A 17170-nucleotide genomic window follows, 5' to 3' on the forward strand; every position below is an offset into this window, starting at 1 on the left:
TTTAGACGGTCCTTCATCCGCGCCGCGCCCACGCATTTGCAGCGAGAAGAGGAGAGGACTGAGATGACACGCAAGATCCGGCTTGGAGCATTTCTTCCCGGCGGCGGACAACATATCGCCGCCTGGCGCCACCCCGACCAGCAGCCGACGGGGCGACCAGTTTCGAGTTTCACAAGCAACTGGCGCTGACGGCAGAACGTGGCCTGTTCGACGCCTATTTTCTGGCCGATGGGCTGGCGATCGGTTTCGGCGGTGCGCGTGAAGGCGGCAACGCCCGGGTGGCGGGCTTCGAGCCCGTGACCCTGTTCTCGGCACTTGCGCCGCTGACCACTCACCTCGGCTTCATCGCCACCTCGTCGACGACCTATGAAGAGCCCTACACCACGGCGCGCAAGTTCGCCTCGCTCGACCTGATCTCCGGCGGTCGCGCCGGATGGAACGTGGTGACGACAACCGGCGACCCAACGGCGCAGAATTTCAATCGCGATACCCAGCTTCCGCATGCCGAGCGCTATCGGCGCGCCGCCGAGCATGTCGAGGTGGTCAGGAAACTCTGGGACAGCTTCGAGGACGACGCCTTCATTCGCGACAAGGAAACCGGCATCTTCTTCGATCCGACGAAGCTGCACGACACCGACCATTGCGGCGAACATTTCAAGGTGCGCGGCCCGCTCAACATCTCGCGCTCTCCTCAGGGCCACCCCGTGATCGTACAGGCAGGCCAGTCCGATGACGGCCGCGGGCTGGCAGCCGCAACGGCGGAGGTGATCTTCACTGCCCACCAGCACATCGAGACAGCGCAGGAATTCTACCGTGACATCAAGGCCCGCGCCCGGGGACTCGGCCGCAACCCGGACCACATTCTGGTCATGCCTGGCGTCTCTCCCTTCGTTGGCAGGACGGAGGCCGAAGCGCGCGAGAAATACGATCGCCTCACTTCGCTCATCGTCGAGGAGGATGGCATCGGCCTGCTCAATGGCCTGACCGGCGGCACGCTCGATCTGCACGGCTACGATCTCGATGGGCCATTGCCGCCGGCACCGCCGACCGAGGGCATGAAGAGCCGGCAGGCGCTGATCCGCCAGATCGCCGACGAAAACAACTTCAGCATCCGCCAGCTCTATCAATGGATCGCTTCGGCGCGCGGCCACTATACGATCGTCGGAACCGCGGAGCAGGTCGCCGACACCCTGCAGGAGTGGTTCGAAAACGAAGCGGCCGATGGCTTCAATATCCTGCCGCCCTGGTTCCCGACGGCCCTCGACGATTTCGTCGAGCTGGTGATCCCGGAACTGCAGCGCCGTGGCCTTTTCCGCACCGCCTACGAGGGCAGGACGCTCCGGGAAAATCTCGGCCTGCCCGTTCCCGTGAACCGATGGGCAGCCGCGCGGACGGCCGTCCAGGCAGCAGAGTGAGGTGCGATCATGTCCTACGAACACGTCAACACGTCGCTTGCGGCAGGCTTTGGGCTCGGCCGCGCTGAGGGGCACTCCACTGCGATCCCGGCGATTGCCTCGCGCTGGCGCGCCTTGATTGGCTTTATCGTCGCACGCTATGGCTTGGTGCTCGGTTTTCTCGCTTTCTGGCAACTCTCAAGCACCGTCGGCTGGGTCAACCCAGCGGTCTTTCCGCCCCTCGACGTGATCCTGTCCGCGCTCTGGAGCGGTCTTGCCAGCGGCGCGCTGCTGGACGATATCGCCATCAGTTTGCAGCGATCGGGCATCGCCTTTGCGGCCGCAGTTGCCATCGGTATCCCGCTCGGGCTGTTCATGGGGCAGGTTCGCTTCGTCGAGCAGGCGCTCGACCCCATCCTGCAGCTCTTCCGCCAGACTTCAGCCCTGGCGCTCTACCCGGTCTTCATCCTGATGCTCGGCCTCGGCGAGACCTCCAAGGTATTCGTGATTTTCTGGGCCACGTTGTTTCCGATCCTTCTTTCCACGATCGGCGGCGTCAAAGAGGTCGACAACAAACTTGTCGAGATGGCGCGGACCTACGGTGCCGGGCCGCTCACCGTCTTCCGTCGCGTGGTGCTGCCGGCCTCGGTGCCGGCGATCTTCGTCGGCCTGCGTCTCTCGGCCACCACGGCGCTTCTGCTCTTGATCGCGGCCGAGATGATTGGCGCGAATAAGGGCATCGGCTTCCAGGTCATGAACGCCCAATACAACTTCCAAATCCCGCTGATGTTCGCGGCGATCCTGCTGCTCGCCCTGCTCGGGCTCGCCGCCAACGCGCTGCTCGTTCTCGCCCAGCGCAACCTCTGCCGCTGGTCGCAACCCAACGCCTGATCGTCACCTCCCATTTTCTCTTTCGAAAGGACAACGCGATGACTTTCCACCCCCGCAATCTTCTTCTGTCTGCCGCACTCACCCTCGGCCTTGCTGCACCGGCGGCGGCCGTCGACGCAGTGAAGCTGCGCTATCTTGCCAGCCAGGGCGGCCTGTCGGCGCACGAGCTCGCTCAGGAACTCGGCTACTTCGATGGCACCGGGATCACGATCGAGAACATCGGCTACGCCACCGGCGGTCCGGCCTCGCTGATCGCCCTTGCTTCGGGCGACGTCGAGATCGGCAGTGCCGCAACGTCCGCCGTGCTGAACTCGATCGTCAGCGGCAACGATTTCGTCGCCGCTTACCCGTCAAACGGCATCAATGACGAGGTTCAGTCGATCTTCTACGTCCTGGAAGACAGTCCCATCAAGAGCATCAAGGACATCGCCGGCAAGAGCATTGCGGTCAACACGCTCGGGGCGCATCTCGACTATACGATCCGCGAAGCCTTGCATTCGGTTGGCCTGCCGACGGACGCCGCCAACCAGGTGGTCGTGCCTGGTCCGCAGCTCGAGCAGGTGCTGCGTTCCGGCCAGGTGGACATTTCCGCTTTCGGCTATTGGCAGACGACCTTCGAGGGCGCAGCGCGCAAGAACGGCGGCCTGCGGGCGATCTTCGACGACACCGACGTGCTGGGGGAAATTGCCGGCGGCTTCGTGGTGCTGCGCCGGGATTTCGTCAAGGCGCATCCCGAGGCCGCAAAGACTTTCGTTCTTCAGTCGGCCCGTGCGCTGGATTACGCGCGCGAACATCCGGAGGAAACCAAGGTGATCCTGGCAAAGGCTTTGCAGGCGCGCGGCGAAAACCCTGAGATCGCCCAGTATTTCCGCGGTTACGGGGTGCGAGCGGGCGGCCTGCCCGTCGAGCGCGACGTCCAGTTCTGGATCGACGTCCTGGTGCGTGAAGGCAAGCTCAAGGAAGGCCAACTGGCGCCCAAGGATGTGCTCTTCGCCGTCGACGCTCCGGTCAGCAACTGAGGAACGGCTATGAGCGCTTCCCAGAACCTTCGTCGTGGAGAGGTGGCGATCCGCCACCTCTCCAAATCCTATCGCCTGAACGGGACGCCACTGCCTGTCCTTAGGGATATCAACCTCAATATCCGGTCCGGTGAGACACTTGCCATTGTCGGTGCCAGCGGCTCGGGCAAGACGACCCTGCTGCGGGTACTGGCGGGGCTCGAGGATCCGGATGCCGGAGAGGTTCTGATCGACGGTAAGCGGACGAGAGGCGTCGGCACCGACCGTGCGGTGATATTCCAGGAGCCGCGGCTTTTGCCCTGGTTGACCGTGCTCGACAATGTCGGCTTTGGGCTGGAGACGCAGGGGCTTTTCCGCGGCGCGGCGAGGGAGCGGGCACGGCGCTACGTCCAACTCGTCGGCCTGCAACAGTTCGAAGGGGCCTATCCCCGGCAACTGTCCGGCGGCATGGCGCAGCGTGTCGGCATTGCGCGCGCGCTCGCGGTCCAGCCTGAAATCCTCCTGCTCGACGAGCCGCTCGGCGCGCTCGACGCGATGACCAAGATCAGCATGCAGCAGGAACTGGCGCGGATCTGGCGTGACGAGGACGTAACGACCGTTCTCGTCACGCACGACCTCGAGGAGGCGATCTATCTCGCCGATCGTATCCTGATCTTGCCGCGCGAGAAGGGTGGTGAGCCCAGGCTGATCGAGATCGGCTTGCCGCGACCCCGCGATCGCAGCGCACCCGAATTCGTCCGTCATCGCGAAGGACTGCTCCACCTCTTCGGTCTGCATTGAGGCTTTGGCGGAACGGTTGCAGCGATCAAGCGTTACCCTCTTCAAGGCCGCATCCGACAGGAGGCGCAGCCTGCTGGGCCTCTCGTGCGGGGCCGGATGCCGAGCCGAGACAGGAGCAACGCTATGAGAATTTCCAAGAGGATGTCATTCGCCGCGATCGTCTTTGCCCTTGGGGCAGCGGGTCCGGTGCTGGCCAACGGCTTTTATACGGGCATCGACCCGCACAATCCGCCTGGTACCCAGAACAGGGTGATGTATTATGTCGAGCCCGCGCCTGCGCCTGTCTATGTGGCGCCGGCGCCAGGGGCGGTCTACGTCGATCCGATGCCGACAGGCAGCATCTATGTGGCTCCAGCGCCGGTTTACGTCTATCGTCCGCCGGCGAGGACTTTGGGCGATGCCCGCCAGCGCTACACGGGTGAGTACCAGGGTCCCCACGAGGGCGACTACTATCTCGGTGTCGCGCATCCGCCACAGGTTCCTTGAGTCTGATACTGCGGATCCAACCGACAGTGCCTGGAGGCAACGCGTGGGACAGATCTCACGCGTCGTTCCGTTGACGCACCTCATCGCGGCGCGGCCTATTCGGGTAGGTTGAGCAGGCGGTAGCCTTCCACGAAGTGCTGCCGCATCTTCTCGTCCCGGAACGGTTGAGAGGTGGCCCATTGGGTGATCGTGAAGTTTGGATTGTTCATCAGGAACAATTGCGCTTCGGTTCGTGCCTCGTCCAGGCGACCAAGCCGCGCCAGACTGGCAGCGAGCAGGCGGCGTGATGTCGCCCGATAGGTTGCAGGGTGGCGCAAGGTTTGGACCGCGGCCTCGTAATCCCGCATGCCATATTGAGCCTGACCAAGCATCCAATAGTACCAGCCCGGTGGATGCGGGTTGAGGCGTAGCGCCTTGTGAACATGCTCGATGGCCTGTGCCGGTCGGCCACAGAGGACGATGAGGTCGGAGCGCATCGCCCAGGCATCGGCATGGTTAGGATCAAGTGTCAGGGCCAGGTCGAACTCGGCGTCGGATTCTTCCCAACGGCGCTCGTGGCCGAGAATGATGCCGAGGACCCAGCGGTTCCCGGCGTCGTTGGGATCGAGCGCGACCGCCCTTTGCGCTTCGTCGACGGAGCGCTGCCGATAGGGATCGATCGGCTGGTCCCAGAACTCCCAGCTTAGCCAGAGGTTCAGCGCCAGCAGTCGATGCGCCTCCGCATAGTCCGGATCGAGAGCGAGTGCCCGCTCGAGAAGAAAGATCGCCTCTCTTGCTGCCCCTGCGGTCTGCAGACCGAGCGAGCGTGCGCGCACGCAATAGTCGTAGGCTTTCAGGTTCGATGGGCGGTTGCGGGCCGGCGCGTCGGTGAGACGCCCGACAAGGGCTTCGACGATCCTGCTCGTCACCTCGTCCTGAACGGCGAACATATCCTCCAGGCTGCGGTCAAACCTCTCCGCCCACAGGTGATCGCCCTGCAGGGCATCGATCAGTTGGGCGTTGATGCGAACTCGGTCCGCCGCCCGTCGGGCGCTGCCTTCCAGAACGTAGCGAACGCCGAGTTCCCGCGCGATGCGGCGCACATCCTCATGCCGGCCCTTGTAGGCAAAAACCGAGTTGCTGGCGATGACGAACAGCCCGCCGGCCCTGGAAAGGTCGGTGATCAGGTCTTCGGTCAGGCCATCGACGAAGACCTCTTGCTCCGGCTCGTTGCTCATATTGGTGAAGGGGAGGACGGCGATAGACGGCTTGATGGGCAACGGCAGGGAGGCCCTGGCGCTGCTGGCCTGGCTCAAGGTCGTCGTGCCGATCCGATAGAGAGAAACCGGCTCGATGATGTTCTTGATCGCGTGGGGGCCAAGCGCGTCGAAATCGCAAAAGAGGCGCCGCCTCACCTGGTCGTATATGTTGCCGGAGACATAGATTTCGCCGGGGCCGGCCATGGTCTGAAGCCGCGCGGCGACAATGACGCCGTCTCCATAGAGATCGCCGCTTTCGACGACGACATCGCCGAGATTGATGCCGATGCGCAGGAGAATTCGGCGATCATCGGCAAGCCCCTGATTGGCCATTGCCATGCCCTTCTGAATGTCGATCGCGCAGCTGACCGCATTCACGGCACTGGCAAACTCCACCAGCACGCCATCGCCCATCGTCTTGACGATGCGGCCGTTGTGCTCGCGGACAAGGGGATCGAGGATCTGCTTGCGGCGTTCTTTCAAAGCTGCAAGCGTGCCGCCTTCGTCCAGTTCGACGAGGCGGCTGTAACCGACGACATCGGCAGCCACGATAGCAGCGAGACGCCGTTGAGCGCGTTCTTCAGCCATGTCGCGTGCTTCCGCAGAATGGGGTGCACGGAATTGTAGGACGTCGGCCAGAAATGTCTATGAGGGAGTGCTTATGGGTGCGATCGACGGCAACCGAGCTTCATGGCGACATCCCTGCCAGCGTTCGCCGAGCCAGGTCTCAGCGCCAGCCGAGCGCCGGCGCGACGTGCTTCAGGATCGCCTCGATTACATGGGCGTTGTAGTCGACGCCGAGCTGGTTCGGCACGGTCAGGAGCAGCGTGTCTGCTTCAGCGATCGCTTCGTCCTTCGCCAGTTGCTCGATGAGAACGTCCGGTTCGGCGGCGTAGCTGCGCCCGAAGATCGCCCGCGTCTTGTCGTCGATGAAGCCGATCTTGTCCTCGTGCTGATTGCCATGCCCGAAATAGGCGCGGTCGCGCTCGTCTACCAGCGCGAAGATACTGCGGCTGACCGAGACGCGCGGCTTGCGCGTATGGCCGGCGGCTTTCCACGCCTCCCTGTAGGCTCGGATCTGGTCGGCCTGCTGGACATGGAAAGGCTGGCCGGTCTCATCGTCCTTCAGCGTCGAACTTTGCAGATTCATGCCGAGCTTGGCGGCCCAGACGGCGGTAGCATTCGAGCTGGCGCCCCACCAGATGCGGTCTCTCAGACCATCGGAGTGGGGTTCGACGCGCAGCAGGCCAGGAGGGTTGGGAAACATCGGCCGTGGGTTGGGCGCCGCGAATCCTTCGCCGCGCAGAATGTCGAGCAGCACTTCCGCGTGCCGTCTTGCCATGTCGCTTTCGGTTTCGCCTTCGGCTGGCTGGTAGCCGAAATGGCGCCAGCCATCGATCACCTGTTCCGGCGAGCCGCGGCTGATGCCGAGCTGCAGGCGTCCGCCGGCGATGAGGTCGGCCGAACCGGCGTCCTCGGCCATGTACAGCGGATTCTCGTAGCGCATGTCGATAACGGCGGTGCCGATCTCGATCCGGCTGGTCTTGGCCCCGATTGCGGCCAGGAGCGGGAACGGCGAGGCGAGCTGGCGGGCGAAATGATGGACACGGAAATAGGCGCCATCCGCGCCCAATTCCTCGGCCGCAACGGCGAGATCGATCGACTGCAGCAATGCGTCGGCCGCCGATCGCGTTTGTGACTGGGGCGAAGGGGTCCAGTGTCCGAAGGAAAGAAAACCGATCTTCTTCATGGTCGTGCCGCCTGTCGAATGAAACCGACCGCTTCATGACACGATTCCGATTTTGGATACAGACGGCGATCGGTGACTTCGCCGTGAACGGAGTGGGACCCTGCCCCTCTACGGAACAGGGTCCTTCCGGTTTTATCGCACTTGCAGACGCGCCTTCATGTTCGGGTGAAAGCGGCAGAAATAGGCGAAGGTGCCGGCCTTGGTGACGGTAAGTGCCGCCGTTTTTCCGGGCGGTATCACGATGTCGAAATCACCCTTGGCCGTTGCCGTATGCGCCATGACGTCCTTGTTCTGCCACTCGATCACGTCGCCCACAGCGGCGCTGATCTCGGCGGGCGAAAAGACGAGCTTTTCAATCGTGACCCGGATGGTCCCGGCCCGCGCCGGCGATCCGGCCAGCATCAGGGCCAGAGCGCCAATGGCACCAAGCCTCAGCTTCGAGATCATGATCGGCCTACTTCATCATGGCCGCGACGTGTTCGGCATGTTGCTGGTGGCCCTGAAACAGCTTGAGGCCGGTCTCCAGCAGATCCTTCAGGTCGGCATTCTTCGCAGACGGGATCAGCAGGGTTTCGAGCGCGCCGTTGACCTGCTTGTGGTAGGCGACCTCGTTGGCGACATAGGCCTTGTCGAAGTCGGCGCCGCTCAGCTTCGCCAGCTTTTCGCGCTCCTGCGTGGCTGCCTTCGTCAGTGAGCGGCTGGTGTCATTGTCCTCGGGCTTCACCTTCAGTTTCTTCACGAGATCGAGCGCCTGTTTGTTCACGACCTCGTGGTCGCGCAGCATGTCGTTGGCGAAGGCGAGCACCTCCTTGTCCTTCGAAATCTTCAGGGCCTGCTTGGCGGCCTCGATGTCGATGACGCCGGCGGTGTAGGCGATATGAGCAATCTGGGGATCGGTGATCTTGCTCCCCGCCGCAAGGCTGGCGCCACTGATGAGGCAGGCGAGGGCGAGGGCTGAGGTCAGGCGGGCATACATCGGGAACTCCTCTCCGGCGGCGCGTTGCCGCCGGTTTCTGTGGATGACACCCATTGGATGTGCGCCATCGACGAAGGTTCCCGAAATTTTATCTGACGAGCCCGAGCCGGCTCATGACGGCTGCCGTCAGCCGTTCGCAGCGGCGACCGGCAAAGGGAAAGGCATTCATCAGCACGGGGCCGATCTTGCGGTCGATATGTTGGCGCAGGAGCTGGCGGGCCCGGTGCAGGCGGCTTCTGACTGTCTCCGGCTTGATGTCAAGCAGAGCGGCGGTTTCCTCGACGCTCATGGCTTCTATGACGCGAGCGGTGAAGACCAGGCGAAACGCTTCCGGCAAGGCGTCCGTCGCTTCTTCCACCAGACGCAGGATTTGCCGCTGGGCGAGGGCTCGCTCCGGATCGTCCGAAGCTGCCGCGTTTGGAAACGGCACGATGTCGGCGCTCGCCTGTTCGGTTGCCAGGGGAACCTCATGGCGCGTGGACGACTTGCGCAAGCGTCCGAGCGCCTCATTGAGAACCACACGATGGAGCCAGGTGGTGAGACTGGCGTCGCCACGGAAAGTTTCAAGGTGCTCGAAGGCGCGAAGATAGGCCTCCTGCACCACATCCTCGGCGATGCTGTCGTTGCGCACGACCGAACGCGCGATGCGGAAGAGCCGTTGATTGTGCCGACGCATGATGGTGCGGAACGCCTCGGGATCATTGGCGAGCGCGCGCTGGACGAGATCGTGGTCCGTCAATGGATCGGCCTGAGGCGAGAGCCGTGGCATTTGCAAGAGAACATCCTTCATCATCCACCTCCAAACCAACGTTTGATGCGGATCCGGCAAAATCGTTCCCGATCGGTTGACGGAAAGAATACCCTTTGCCAAGGGCGACCGGAACGGAAATCGGGTCCCCGCTTTCCGGTACGCGGTCGCGTGAGTTTGCCTGCTCGGACCGAGAATACGGGTATCTTCGCCAGTGATAGTTGGAGGCCGGGCCAGTTTTCGCGCGACGGTACCCGTCAGCTGTCTTTTTTTTATCGAGGAGGGAACTGTGGTTCCTGCTGGCGAGTTGGTGAAGCGGCGATCTCCGTGTGGAGGGGCGCGCACCGAGGTCGCATCTTCGGACCAGGAGAGACGACTATGAAGCATCAATCGATTGAACAATTGCAAGCGCTCGCCGAAATCCGTCCCGATCCCGTGATGACGAGAACGGAACGGCTTCAACGTTGGGCCGAACTTTTGGAAAGCAATCCCGACCGCCGGCTGGGCACGCTTTCCGGTACCGAACGTGCGACCGCTGCCGTTCGGCAGGCCATGCAGGTCAACGGTTCCCCCATGACCGTTGCATTCGAGGATCCGCAATTGCGGCTCGCGGGCCTTGCCGATGACAGCTATGGCGAAGCAAAACGGTTCTTCGAAATATCGGACCACCAATTGCACGACATCGTCTGCGACTGCAATTTCGGCAGCTCGGTACGTGCCGCCTATGCGGCCCGGCGGGTTCGCTCAGCCATCGGCCTCTGGCCGCGACTGAAGGCGCTCTTTAGCTGAGTCGGATCGGCCTCACTTAAGGGAAGCCATGGCGTCAGCCGGAAGCTTCCCTCACATTCGTCTTCCTCTCCTGCGGCGATGAGGGTTCGCCGCAGGGTGGTTGGGACGTGGTGCGGCTGCCGGCAACGGCTGGCGGCAACGTCATCCTCCAAACGACACTGCGGCTTTATGCAAACCTAGCCCGAGGGAGTATATCGCTGCGTTCCCGACTTGCAGCATCATCCCTTAACGCCGGTGTCGCGCGGCTCGCCGGGGCTTGGAGGGATGCAGTCGCGGGAGGAGGATTTCATGACATTGGCAGCAGTAACCCGGGCGCTGAGCGCGGCCTCGGCCCTGGCGATCATGGTTTGCGCAACCCAGCCGGTTTGGGCGGCGCCCGATCTGATCGTGCTGAATGGCGACGTGCGCACGGTCGATGAAAGCAAGGCCAAGGCGCAGGCCTTTGCCGTCGAGAACGGCAAGTTCACCGCGATCGGCAGCAATGACGAGATCAAGACGCTCGCCGATGCCGGGACCAAGGTGATCGATGCCGGCGGCAAGACCGTCACGCCGGGCTTCATCGACGGCCATACCCATCTGACATCCGGCATGGACATGGTGACCGGCGTTGACCTTTCCTACATCCCGGACAAGAAGACCTGGCTCGAAAAGATCAAGGAAGCCGATCAGCGCCTGCCCAAGGGCGTCTGGCTGATGGGCGGCGGATGGGACTACACGCTCGGCGAAGGCAAGCTGCCGACCAAGGAGGATCTCGACGCCGTGGTGCCGGATCGCGTCGTCGTCCTGCGCGACATCGATTTCCATTCCGTGTGGGTCAACTCCAAGGCACTCGAAGTTGGCGGCGTGACGGCAACGTCGAAAGTCGAAGAGGGCGGGCAGGTGCTGCTGAACGACAAGGGCGAACCGAGTGGTATCCTGCTCGAAAAGGCCGGTGATCTTGTCGAAAAGCACCGCCCGGTCGCGAGCGACAGCGAACGGCGCGAGGCACTGCTGCAGACGATGAAGTTCGCCAACAGCCTGGGGATCACCGGCGTCAACGACATGTCCGACCTTGCCGCCGTGCATGATTATGCGGCGATCCTCGCCGAAAAGAAGATGCCGCTTCGCGTCTGGTACGGCTTCTTCGAGGGCGACCCGAAGAAGATCGCCGCCGCCGTGAAGGACCGCAACGAGGTCGATAAGGTCGCCGCGGATTCCGGCGAACAGGAGACGAAGGGACCGCTGCTCAAGCTCGGCTACACCAAGTCGGTGATCGACGGCGTGCTCTCGACCCGCACGGCCTATATGCATGAGGACTACTCCGACCAGCACGGCTGGAAGGGCAAGCCTTTCGAAACCAAGGAGCAGCTCGCCGCCGCGATCAAGGCTTCCAACGAAAACGGCTTCCCAACGGCGGTGCATGCGATCGGCGACGGCGGCGTCAGTCTCGTGCTGGATGCGTTTGCGAAGGCGTCCGTTCCGCGGCCGCAACCGAACCGCATCGAACATATCGAGGTGGTCGAAACCAAGGACATTCAGCGCTTCAAGGAACTCGGCGTCGTTGCCTCGATGCAGCCGAACCACGCAACCGGCACGATCGGCAAATACATCACCGAACGCATCGGTACCGAACGCGAGCCGCGGGCCTATGTCTGGCATTCGATGCTCGATGCCGGCGTGCCGCTGGTGTTCGGCTCGGACTGGCCGACCTCGCCTTTGAGCCCGCTGACGCAGATCAACGACGCCGTCTTCCGCGAAAGCCCGTTCGGTCTTGGTGATGGACCCTGGTATCCGGAGCAGGCGGTGAGCTTCGATCAGGCGCTGCACGGCTTGACGCAAGCAGGTGCCGACATGACCCCTTGGGGCGACCAGATCGGCTCGATCAGCGTCGGCAAGTGGGCGGATTTCGTCGTGATCGACGGCACGCTGCCGGATCCGCTTGATCGTTCCATTCGGGAACGCAAGGTCGAGGCGACCTACCTCGCCGGAAACGAGGTCTATCGTCAGCCGTAAATCTGGAAGAGAGCTCACCATTATTGCCGGTCGCCTTGTGGGCCAAGGCGATCGCGCTTTCGGGTCGTCTGATTATTTTCGGCCGGCGCCTGTGGCGCCAGCCGACTTGGCGTGCGGGCTTTGCCGTTACCGGTTTTCGGAGCTGTTCGGTGCTCATCTGAAGTTTGGTGGGCTGTTGCCAGGATCGTCGCAGCCTGCCCTGGCTTAGTGCCTGAATATGCATAATAATCGCGCTTCACTTAGACTTTTATCAAGGTAAGGGCGCGTTGTAATGGCACTGGACTCGTTGGACGTGAGGCTGCTGCGCATCTACGTCACGATCGTCGAGGCGGGTGGCTTCGCGGCCGCGCAGGGAGAGCTCAACCTCTCGCTGTCGACGATCTCCAACCATATCTCGGCTCTGGAGGGCCGGCTGGGCCTCACCCTTTGCCAGCGCGGCCGGTCCGGCTTTCGTCTCACGGAGGAGGGGCGTGCCGTCTACGAGGAAGCCAAGCGCCTCTTCGGCTCGATCGACCAGTTCGATATCCGCATGAAGGGATTGCAGCACCAGTTGAATGGCACGCTCTGCATCGGCCTCATCGACAACACGCTCTCCGATCCGTCCTCCCGCCTCAACCGCGTCTTTGCCCGTATGACGGACGAAGCGCCGGAAGTGGCGTTTTCGATCGTCACACGGCCGCCGCACGAACTCCTGCGGGACGTGATAACGGGCGAGCTTCACATCGCGATCGCCAGTTTTCCGCGCACGACGCTGGGGCTGGAATATATCGACCTCTACGAGGAGACCCAGCGCTTTTATTGCGGCGCCGAGCATCCGCTTTATTCCCGTGATGACAGCGAGATCGAGATCGACGACATCCGCTCCTACAATCTGATCGGCCGCTCCTATTGGAATGCCCGCGACCTCAAGATTTTCGCGATTGCCAATCCGCGCGCAACCGTCAGCGACATGGAGGCCGAAGCGCGGCTGATCCTCTCCGGCCGCTACCTCGGCTATCTGCCCGATCACTTCGCCAGCCGTTATGTCAGCGAAGGGTTGCTACGGCCGATCCGTCCGGATCTCTTCAGCTACAAGGCGCCGTTCCAGGCCGCTTTCGACAAGTCGCGCGCAAAGTCGGGCCTGGTCCCGTTTTTCGTGAAATTGCTCATCAGCGAATTTGGCGTGTCGCAGTCCGGGCGAAGCGCGTCGCGCCTGCGGGCCGGGCGATAGCCGCAACTTCGACCTAGCCGGTAACGGCGCGCGAATAAAGGCGGAGCCGGAATGCCGGCTTCGCCTCTGTTCAATGCTCTTGCCGAAAAGAACGTCAGCTCAGTGGGAAACCCATGGCGGAGACCATCTTCAGCCAGGGCTTGCGCCAACCGCCGGACTTGTCGGCCGTATCGAGCGCATACATGGTGACCTGCGCGCCGAGCCAGCGGAACGGCTCCGGCGGGATCGCATTCGGCAGGCTGGTGGCGAAATCGAGCCGGCTCTCCGGAGTCTTCGAACCGTCGAGGATATCGAGCGCGATGCGCGCGCCGAAGCGGGAGGCCGAGACGCCGAAGCCGGAATAGCCGCCGGCATAGACGACCTTCTCGCCGTAATACCGCTGGAAATGCATCGCCATGCGGGTGCTGAGATCGATCGGTCCGCTCCAGGCATGGGTGAAGCGCGCACCTTCGAGCTGCGGGAAGGTGTCGAAGAAGGCGGATGCCAGGGGCTCGTAGGTTTCGAGTTCCTGGTCGACGGAAGGGAAGGGATCACCGGCGAAAGCGTAGGCGAGGCGTCCGCCAAAGATGATGCGGTTGTCCTTGGTGAGCCGCATGTAGTTCATCTGCGTGCGAGTGTCATAGACGCCCTGCCGGTGGCTCCAGCCGATCGACGCCATGCGTTCTGCCGATAGGGGTTCCGTCGCCAGGACCCGGTCGCGAACGGTGACGACGCGGTGCTTGATCTTCTTGTGGCCGGAGGCAAAGGCATTGGTGGCGAGAAGAATCTTCGGTGCCGTCACGCCTCCTGAGGACGTCGTGGCCTTCATCCGGTCGCCGAGGTCCTCTAGGCCGGTGAGCTCGGTGTTCTCGAAGATCTGAACGCCGAGGGTGAGCGCAACGCGCTTCAGCCCGAAGGCAAGCAGTGCCGGATGCACCGTGCCGCAGATATGCTTCGACCAAACGCCCGCCTTGTAGCGCGGCGAGTTGATCTCGGCGCGCACCGCACTCTGATCGAGGAAGACGGCCTGGTGGCCATATTTGAGGTGGAGTTCGTGCTCCTCGTGCAGCGCCTCGACATGCGCGTCGTCGACCGCGACCGTCAGTTCGCCGCCCCACTCGGCGTGGCAGTCGATCTGATGTTCCTCAAGCGTCTGCAGGAAACCGTGCATGTTCTCCTGGCCGAGCTTTTCGAGCGCGGCGATATCCTTGGGAAAGATGCGCACGGCATTCGAAAGCCCGTGCATCACGGACGTCGAGACGACGCCGCCCGGCCGGCCCGAAGCGCCATTGGCGACCGAGCCCTTCTCGATCAGCACGACGTCGATTTCGGGCTGGCGTTGCTTAGCCTGGATGGCGCCCCACAATCCGGTAAAGCCGCCGCCAACGACGAGCAGATCCGCCTTCAGATGGAGCGTCAGCCGCTCTCGCGGCTCGGGCGCATCCGACCGATCGAGCCAGAACGGCGTCATCTTCACATCTGCAAGGGCTTTGCTACTTACCTCGGTCATAGGGGCGCCTCACATCACTTCGCGGCTGGTGCCGTGTAGAGGACGTAGACCTTGCGCATCGTCTCGAGCACTTCGAAACGCACCTCGACGCCTGCAGGCAGGACGTAGCTTTCGCCCGCTTCGAAAGTCTCGACGGAACCGTCCGGGTTGGTGATCGCGACCTTGCCCGACAGAATGAAGCTATATTCGCATCCCTCAGGATAGGACAGCATTTCCGCATAGGGTGTCGACTGCCAGGTGCCGATCACGACCGCCTTGCCGGGGCATTCGAAATGAATGTCGCCGAGCTCGTCCGCAAAACCGGAAAGGATCGCCTCCGGGGGCACGACGCTGCATTTTTCAAGCTCGCGCAGGCCGACACCGTTGCGCCCGAGTTTGATGACCTTCGACATGTTCACTCCAGTTCAGAAAAAGACGAGCGGTAAGGTGATCGGCCGCCCCTCAAGGTTTCGTTGCTTAAAATCTTCGCAATACGACGCGGTGCCAGAGATCAATGTCGTCTCGGCCGTCGCGCATTGCTTTGCAAGTCGACGTTCTTACTGCGCGGCTTGTCCTGTTTTTCTAAGTGGTTGGAATGACCTTAGGTATACGCCAAAGGGCTAGGTTGCCGGTGCAAACGGCGCCCCGCCACCGGGCTACAGGCCTTGCCTTGCCGGGCTTTGGCGGCGATTGCTGTTGTTTTGCCCGGCCAAACGATAGTTTTGGAAATCACATAGTAAAGGTCAGTTGCTTGCGACGAGCCCAACCTTCGCCTAGTCTGCGCTTGGAGGAGAACAACATGAACGACGATACGATCATCAAAGTCTGCACGGCGACGCAGCGGGCACCCGGTGTGGGGGATCTGGCGCTATCCCTGATGGAGGGGGTTGGGCGTTCGGATTTCCAGGATCGTCTGGCGCAGTCGCTGAAGCGACACGTTGCGATCGATGCAGGTCTGATGCTCTTGTATCGGCGAAACACGGCGCCGAAGATCCTGTTCAACGATTGGCGTACGGACAAGGGCTTGTCCGATATCCGCGCCTATCTGCAGGGCCCGTATCGGCTCGACCCGTTCTACCGGCTGGCGCTCGACAATGGCGACGATGGTCTTTACCGCCTGAGGCAGATCGATCCGTCCTTCGACCGGTCGCAATATTATCGCGACTACTACCGCCACTCGGGCCTGCACGACGAATTCAATTTCTTCATCGGCATCGATGCCGACACGAAGATCGCGATCTCGCTGGCGCGGCGCCATTCGCACGCGGCCTTCAGCGGAGAAGACCAGGATTTTCTGCAGAGTGCAGCGCCGCTGCTCAGCATGGCCGTGCTTCGGCACTATCGCGACCTCAGGCCCGAAAGCCTCGGCGATGACGGCTCGCCGCTGCAGAGCGCCTTGGCGCAGGCAATCCGGAACTTTGGCCGCAGCCTGCTCACTGATCGCGAATGCCAGGTCGCTCAGATGATCCTTCGCGGATATTCGGTCAAGGGTGCCGCTGAAAAGCTTGGCATATCACCGGCGACCGTCAAGCTGCATCGGCGCAACCTCTACGCCAAGCTCGACATCACCTCGCAGACCGCGCTGTTCTCGCTGTTCATCGACGCCGTGTCGTCGGCGAGCAGTGCCTTCGAGGATCCGCTGGTCTCATACCTGTCGCCGGGCGGCGTGCTGATGCAGCACTAATTTAACTCTTGCGACGCAATTACATGTGTGGGCTGCCAAGGCTGCGCGCCAGTCGCGTTCGCTTTTGCAATCAAACGAATGCGATCACGTAGGAAATCGTTCGCCAAGTTAGCGACAGAGCCAGTCCATCAGTCGGTAGGACCGCTACGGCAACGGTTCTTCCGGACGCTATCGGCAATCGTATTTCGCGGGATCCCCTTTCAACATTCGGATACTCGCGCCGAGTGACGATTGGATGCGCGCACGGACATCATCTTCGAGCTGGCCCACGCTCTTACGAATGGCATCCTTCCAAGCTGGACCACGATCGTATGCTTCCATGAAGGCTTCGGCGAGGTCTTCCGTTCGCCGCGTCTCGATCATTGCCTCCATTATGGCGACAGATTGAGCTAGGTCCTTGCGGCTCTTCGCTGTGCCGTCCTTGTCGGTGAGGCGACGACTGGCGACGATCAGCTTATGGATGGCGAACCGCTCCGGAGCGGGAACATTCACGGCAACGCCAGCTCCGTGCAGTAGAACGGCGCGGATCGGATGGTAGATTAGATAATCGAGGAAGCGGAGCGGTTGCGCCGCAGCTCCGCCGAGTGCAGGCATGGGTGTCGGCCGCCCGCTATAATCGGAGGCCTCGAATTACCGCTGAATTGGTGATCGGCGGCGCGGCCTAATGGCTGTTGGCGGTTTTTGCCTCCGATTTTGCGTTGGATTTCGTGGTGTCACGGCCCTTTCGGGGCGGCATGCTTCATGC

General features: G+C 62.3%; 16 protein-coding genes and 1 pseudogene. 9 read left to right on the forward strand and 8 right to left on the reverse strand.

From position 1 onward, the window contains the following. Positions 1-63 precede the first annotated feature (63 nt). The 5 genes and pseudogenes from AC0C6X_RS14960 (at position 64) to AC0C6X_RS14980 (ending at position 4570) form a co-directional block, all read left to right on the forward strand. Positions 64-1415 (forward strand): annotated as a pseudogene (locus tag AC0C6X_RS14960) (LLM class flavin-dependent oxidoreductase). 9 nt (positions 1416-1424) lie between these two features. Beyond that, positions 1425-2285, forward strand: a complete 861-nt coding sequence (locus AC0C6X_RS14965) for an ABC transporter permease (RefSeq protein WP_173518926.1) — start codon at positions 1425-1427, stop codon at positions 2283-2285. A gap of 38 nt (positions 2286-2323) precedes the next feature. Then, complete coding sequence (locus AC0C6X_RS14970; protein WP_173518925.1) at positions 2324-3304, forward strand: ABC transporter substrate-binding protein; 981 nt, start codon at positions 2324-2326, stop codon at positions 3302-3304. Between the two features lie 9 nt (positions 3305-3313). Next, complete coding sequence (locus AC0C6X_RS14975) at positions 3314-4084, forward strand: ABC transporter ATP-binding protein (protein ID WP_173518924.1); 771 nt, start codon at positions 3314-3316, stop codon at positions 4082-4084. Positions 4085-4207: 123 nt separating this feature from the next. Next, on the forward strand, positions 4208-4570 hold the full coding sequence (locus AC0C6X_RS14980) for a hypothetical protein (protein ID WP_173518923.1): 363 nt from the start codon (positions 4208-4210) through the stop codon (positions 4568-4570). A 95-nt stretch (positions 4571-4665) separates the two neighbouring features. Here the strand turns inward: AC0C6X_RS14980 and AC0C6X_RS14985 are convergent, their stop codons facing one another. The 5 genes from AC0C6X_RS14985 to AC0C6X_RS15005 form a co-directional block, all read right to left on the reverse strand. Then, a complete protein-coding gene (locus tag AC0C6X_RS14985; RefSeq protein ID WP_173518922.1) occupies positions 4666-6396 on the reverse strand; it encodes an adenylate/guanylate cyclase domain-containing protein in 1731 nt (576 codons plus the stop codon). 139 nt (positions 6397-6535) lie between these two features. After that, complete coding sequence (locus tag AC0C6X_RS14990) at positions 6536-7558, reverse strand: LLM class flavin-dependent oxidoreductase (protein WP_173518921.1); 1023 nt, start codon at positions 7556-7558, stop codon at positions 6536-6538. 132 nt (positions 7559-7690) lie between these two features. Next, a complete protein-coding gene (locus tag AC0C6X_RS14995; protein ID WP_173518920.1) occupies positions 7691-8005 on the reverse strand; it encodes a cupredoxin domain-containing protein in 315 nt (104 codons plus the stop codon). A 7-nt stretch (positions 8006-8012) separates the two neighbouring features. Continuing rightward, positions 8013-8534, reverse strand: a complete 522-nt coding sequence (locus AC0C6X_RS15000; protein WP_173518919.1) for a DUF4142 domain-containing protein — start codon at positions 8532-8534, stop codon at positions 8013-8015. An 88-nt stretch (positions 8535-8622) separates the two neighbouring features. Then, positions 8623-9324, reverse strand: a complete 702-nt coding sequence (locus AC0C6X_RS15005; RefSeq protein WP_376741681.1) for an RNA polymerase sigma factor — start codon at positions 9322-9324, stop codon at positions 8623-8625. A 336-nt stretch (positions 9325-9660) separates the two neighbouring features. Here AC0C6X_RS15005 and AC0C6X_RS15010 point away from each other — a divergent pair, with 336 nt between their 5' ends. From AC0C6X_RS15010 to AC0C6X_RS15020, 3 genes are all read left to right on the forward strand, one after another. Then, complete coding sequence (locus tag AC0C6X_RS15010; RefSeq protein ID WP_173518918.1) at positions 9661-10071, forward strand: hypothetical protein; 411 nt, start codon at positions 9661-9663, stop codon at positions 10069-10071. 288 nt (positions 10072-10359) lie between these two features. Further along, entirely contained in the window at positions 10360-12063 is a 1704-nt protein-coding gene (locus AC0C6X_RS15015; RefSeq protein WP_472953789.1) for an amidohydrolase, read from the forward strand. A gap of 271 nt (positions 12064-12334) precedes the next feature. Then, positions 12335-13273, forward strand: a complete 939-nt coding sequence (locus AC0C6X_RS15020) for a LysR family transcriptional regulator (RefSeq protein WP_173518916.1) — start codon at positions 12335-12337, stop codon at positions 13271-13273. 94 nt (positions 13274-13367) lie between these two features. Here the strand turns inward: AC0C6X_RS15020 and AC0C6X_RS15025 are convergent, their stop codons facing one another. Next, on the reverse strand, positions 13368-14762 hold the full coding sequence (locus AC0C6X_RS15025; protein WP_472953791.1) for an NAD(P)/FAD-dependent oxidoreductase: 1395 nt from the start codon (positions 14760-14762) through the stop codon (positions 13368-13370). Between the two features lie 14 nt (positions 14763-14776). Continuing rightward, on the reverse strand, positions 14777-15154 hold the full coding sequence (locus AC0C6X_RS15030) for a cupin domain-containing protein (RefSeq protein ID WP_173518914.1): 378 nt from the start codon (positions 15152-15154) through the stop codon (positions 14777-14779). A gap of 386 nt (positions 15155-15540) precedes the next feature. Here AC0C6X_RS15030 and AC0C6X_RS15035 point away from each other — a divergent pair, with 386 nt between their 5' ends. Further along, positions 15541-16425, forward strand: a complete 885-nt coding sequence (locus AC0C6X_RS15035; RefSeq protein WP_173518913.1) for a helix-turn-helix transcriptional regulator — start codon at positions 15541-15543, stop codon at positions 16423-16425. A gap of 168 nt (positions 16426-16593) precedes the next feature. Here AC0C6X_RS15035 and AC0C6X_RS15040 read toward each other — a convergent pair whose 3' ends face one another. Further along, a complete protein-coding gene (locus tag AC0C6X_RS15040) occupies positions 16594-17019 on the reverse strand; it encodes a GSU2403 family nucleotidyltransferase fold protein (RefSeq protein WP_472953793.1) in 426 nt (141 codons plus the stop codon). Positions 17020-17170 lie beyond the last annotated feature (151 nt).

It is taken from the genome of Ensifer sp. VA4 (assembly GCF_055710065.1).

What these genes read in the sequence shown, in the direction of transcription:
- AC0C6X_RS15015 (WP_472953789.1), top strand. Translation starts at nt 10,360, where the DNA reads ATGACATTGGCAGCAGTAACCCGGGCGCTGAGCGCGGCCTCGGCCCTG.
- AC0C6X_RS15005 (WP_376741681.1), bottom strand. Translation starts at nt 9,324, where the DNA reads ATGAAGGATGTTCTCTTGCAAATGCCACGGCTCTCGCCTCAGGCCGAT.
- AC0C6X_RS14965 (WP_173518926.1), top strand. Translation starts at nt 1,425, where the DNA reads ATGTCCTACGAACACGTCAACACGTCGCTTGCGGCAGGCTTTGGGCTC.
- AC0C6X_RS14995 (WP_173518920.1), bottom strand. Translation starts at nt 8,005, where the DNA reads ATGATCTCGAAGCTGAGGCTTGGTGCCATTGGCGCTCTGGCCCTGATG.
- AC0C6X_RS15010 (WP_173518918.1), top strand. Translation starts at nt 9,661, where the DNA reads ATGAAGCATCAATCGATTGAACAATTGCAAGCGCTCGCCGAAATCCGT.
- AC0C6X_RS15025 (WP_472953791.1), bottom strand. Translation starts at nt 14,762, where the DNA reads ATGACCGAGGTAAGTAGCAAAGCCCTTGCAGATGTGAAGATGACGCCG.
- AC0C6X_RS15035 (WP_173518913.1), top strand. Translation starts at nt 15,541, where the DNA reads ATGAACGACGATACGATCATCAAAGTCTGCACGGCGACGCAGCGGGCA.
- AC0C6X_RS15030 (WP_173518914.1), bottom strand. Translation starts at nt 15,154, where the DNA reads ATGTCGAAGGTCATCAAACTCGGGCGCAACGGTGTCGGCCTGCGCGAG.
- AC0C6X_RS15040 (WP_472953793.1), bottom strand. Translation starts at nt 17,019, where the DNA reads ATGCCTGCACTCGGCGGAGCTGCGGCGCAACCGCTCCGCTTCCTCGAT.
- AC0C6X_RS15020 (WP_173518916.1), top strand. Translation starts at nt 12,335, where the DNA reads ATGGCACTGGACTCGTTGGACGTGAGGCTGCTGCGCATCTACGTCACG.
- AC0C6X_RS14985 (WP_173518922.1), bottom strand. Translation starts at nt 6,396, where the DNA reads ATGGCTGAAGAACGCGCTCAACGGCGTCTCGCTGCTATCGTGGCTGCC.
- AC0C6X_RS14990 (WP_173518921.1), bottom strand. Translation starts at nt 7,558, where the DNA reads ATGAAGAAGATCGGTTTTCTTTCCTTCGGACACTGGACCCCTTCGCCC.
- AC0C6X_RS14975 (WP_173518924.1), top strand. Translation starts at nt 3,314, where the DNA reads ATGAGCGCTTCCCAGAACCTTCGTCGTGGAGAGGTGGCGATCCGCCAC.
- AC0C6X_RS15000 (WP_173518919.1), bottom strand. Translation starts at nt 8,534, where the DNA reads ATGTATGCCCGCCTGACCTCAGCCCTCGCCCTCGCCTGCCTCATCAGT.
- AC0C6X_RS14980 (WP_173518923.1), top strand. Translation starts at nt 4,208, where the DNA reads ATGAGAATTTCCAAGAGGATGTCATTCGCCGCGATCGTCTTTGCCCTT.
- AC0C6X_RS14970 (WP_173518925.1), top strand. Translation starts at nt 2,324, where the DNA reads ATGACTTTCCACCCCCGCAATCTTCTTCTGTCTGCCGCACTCACCCTC.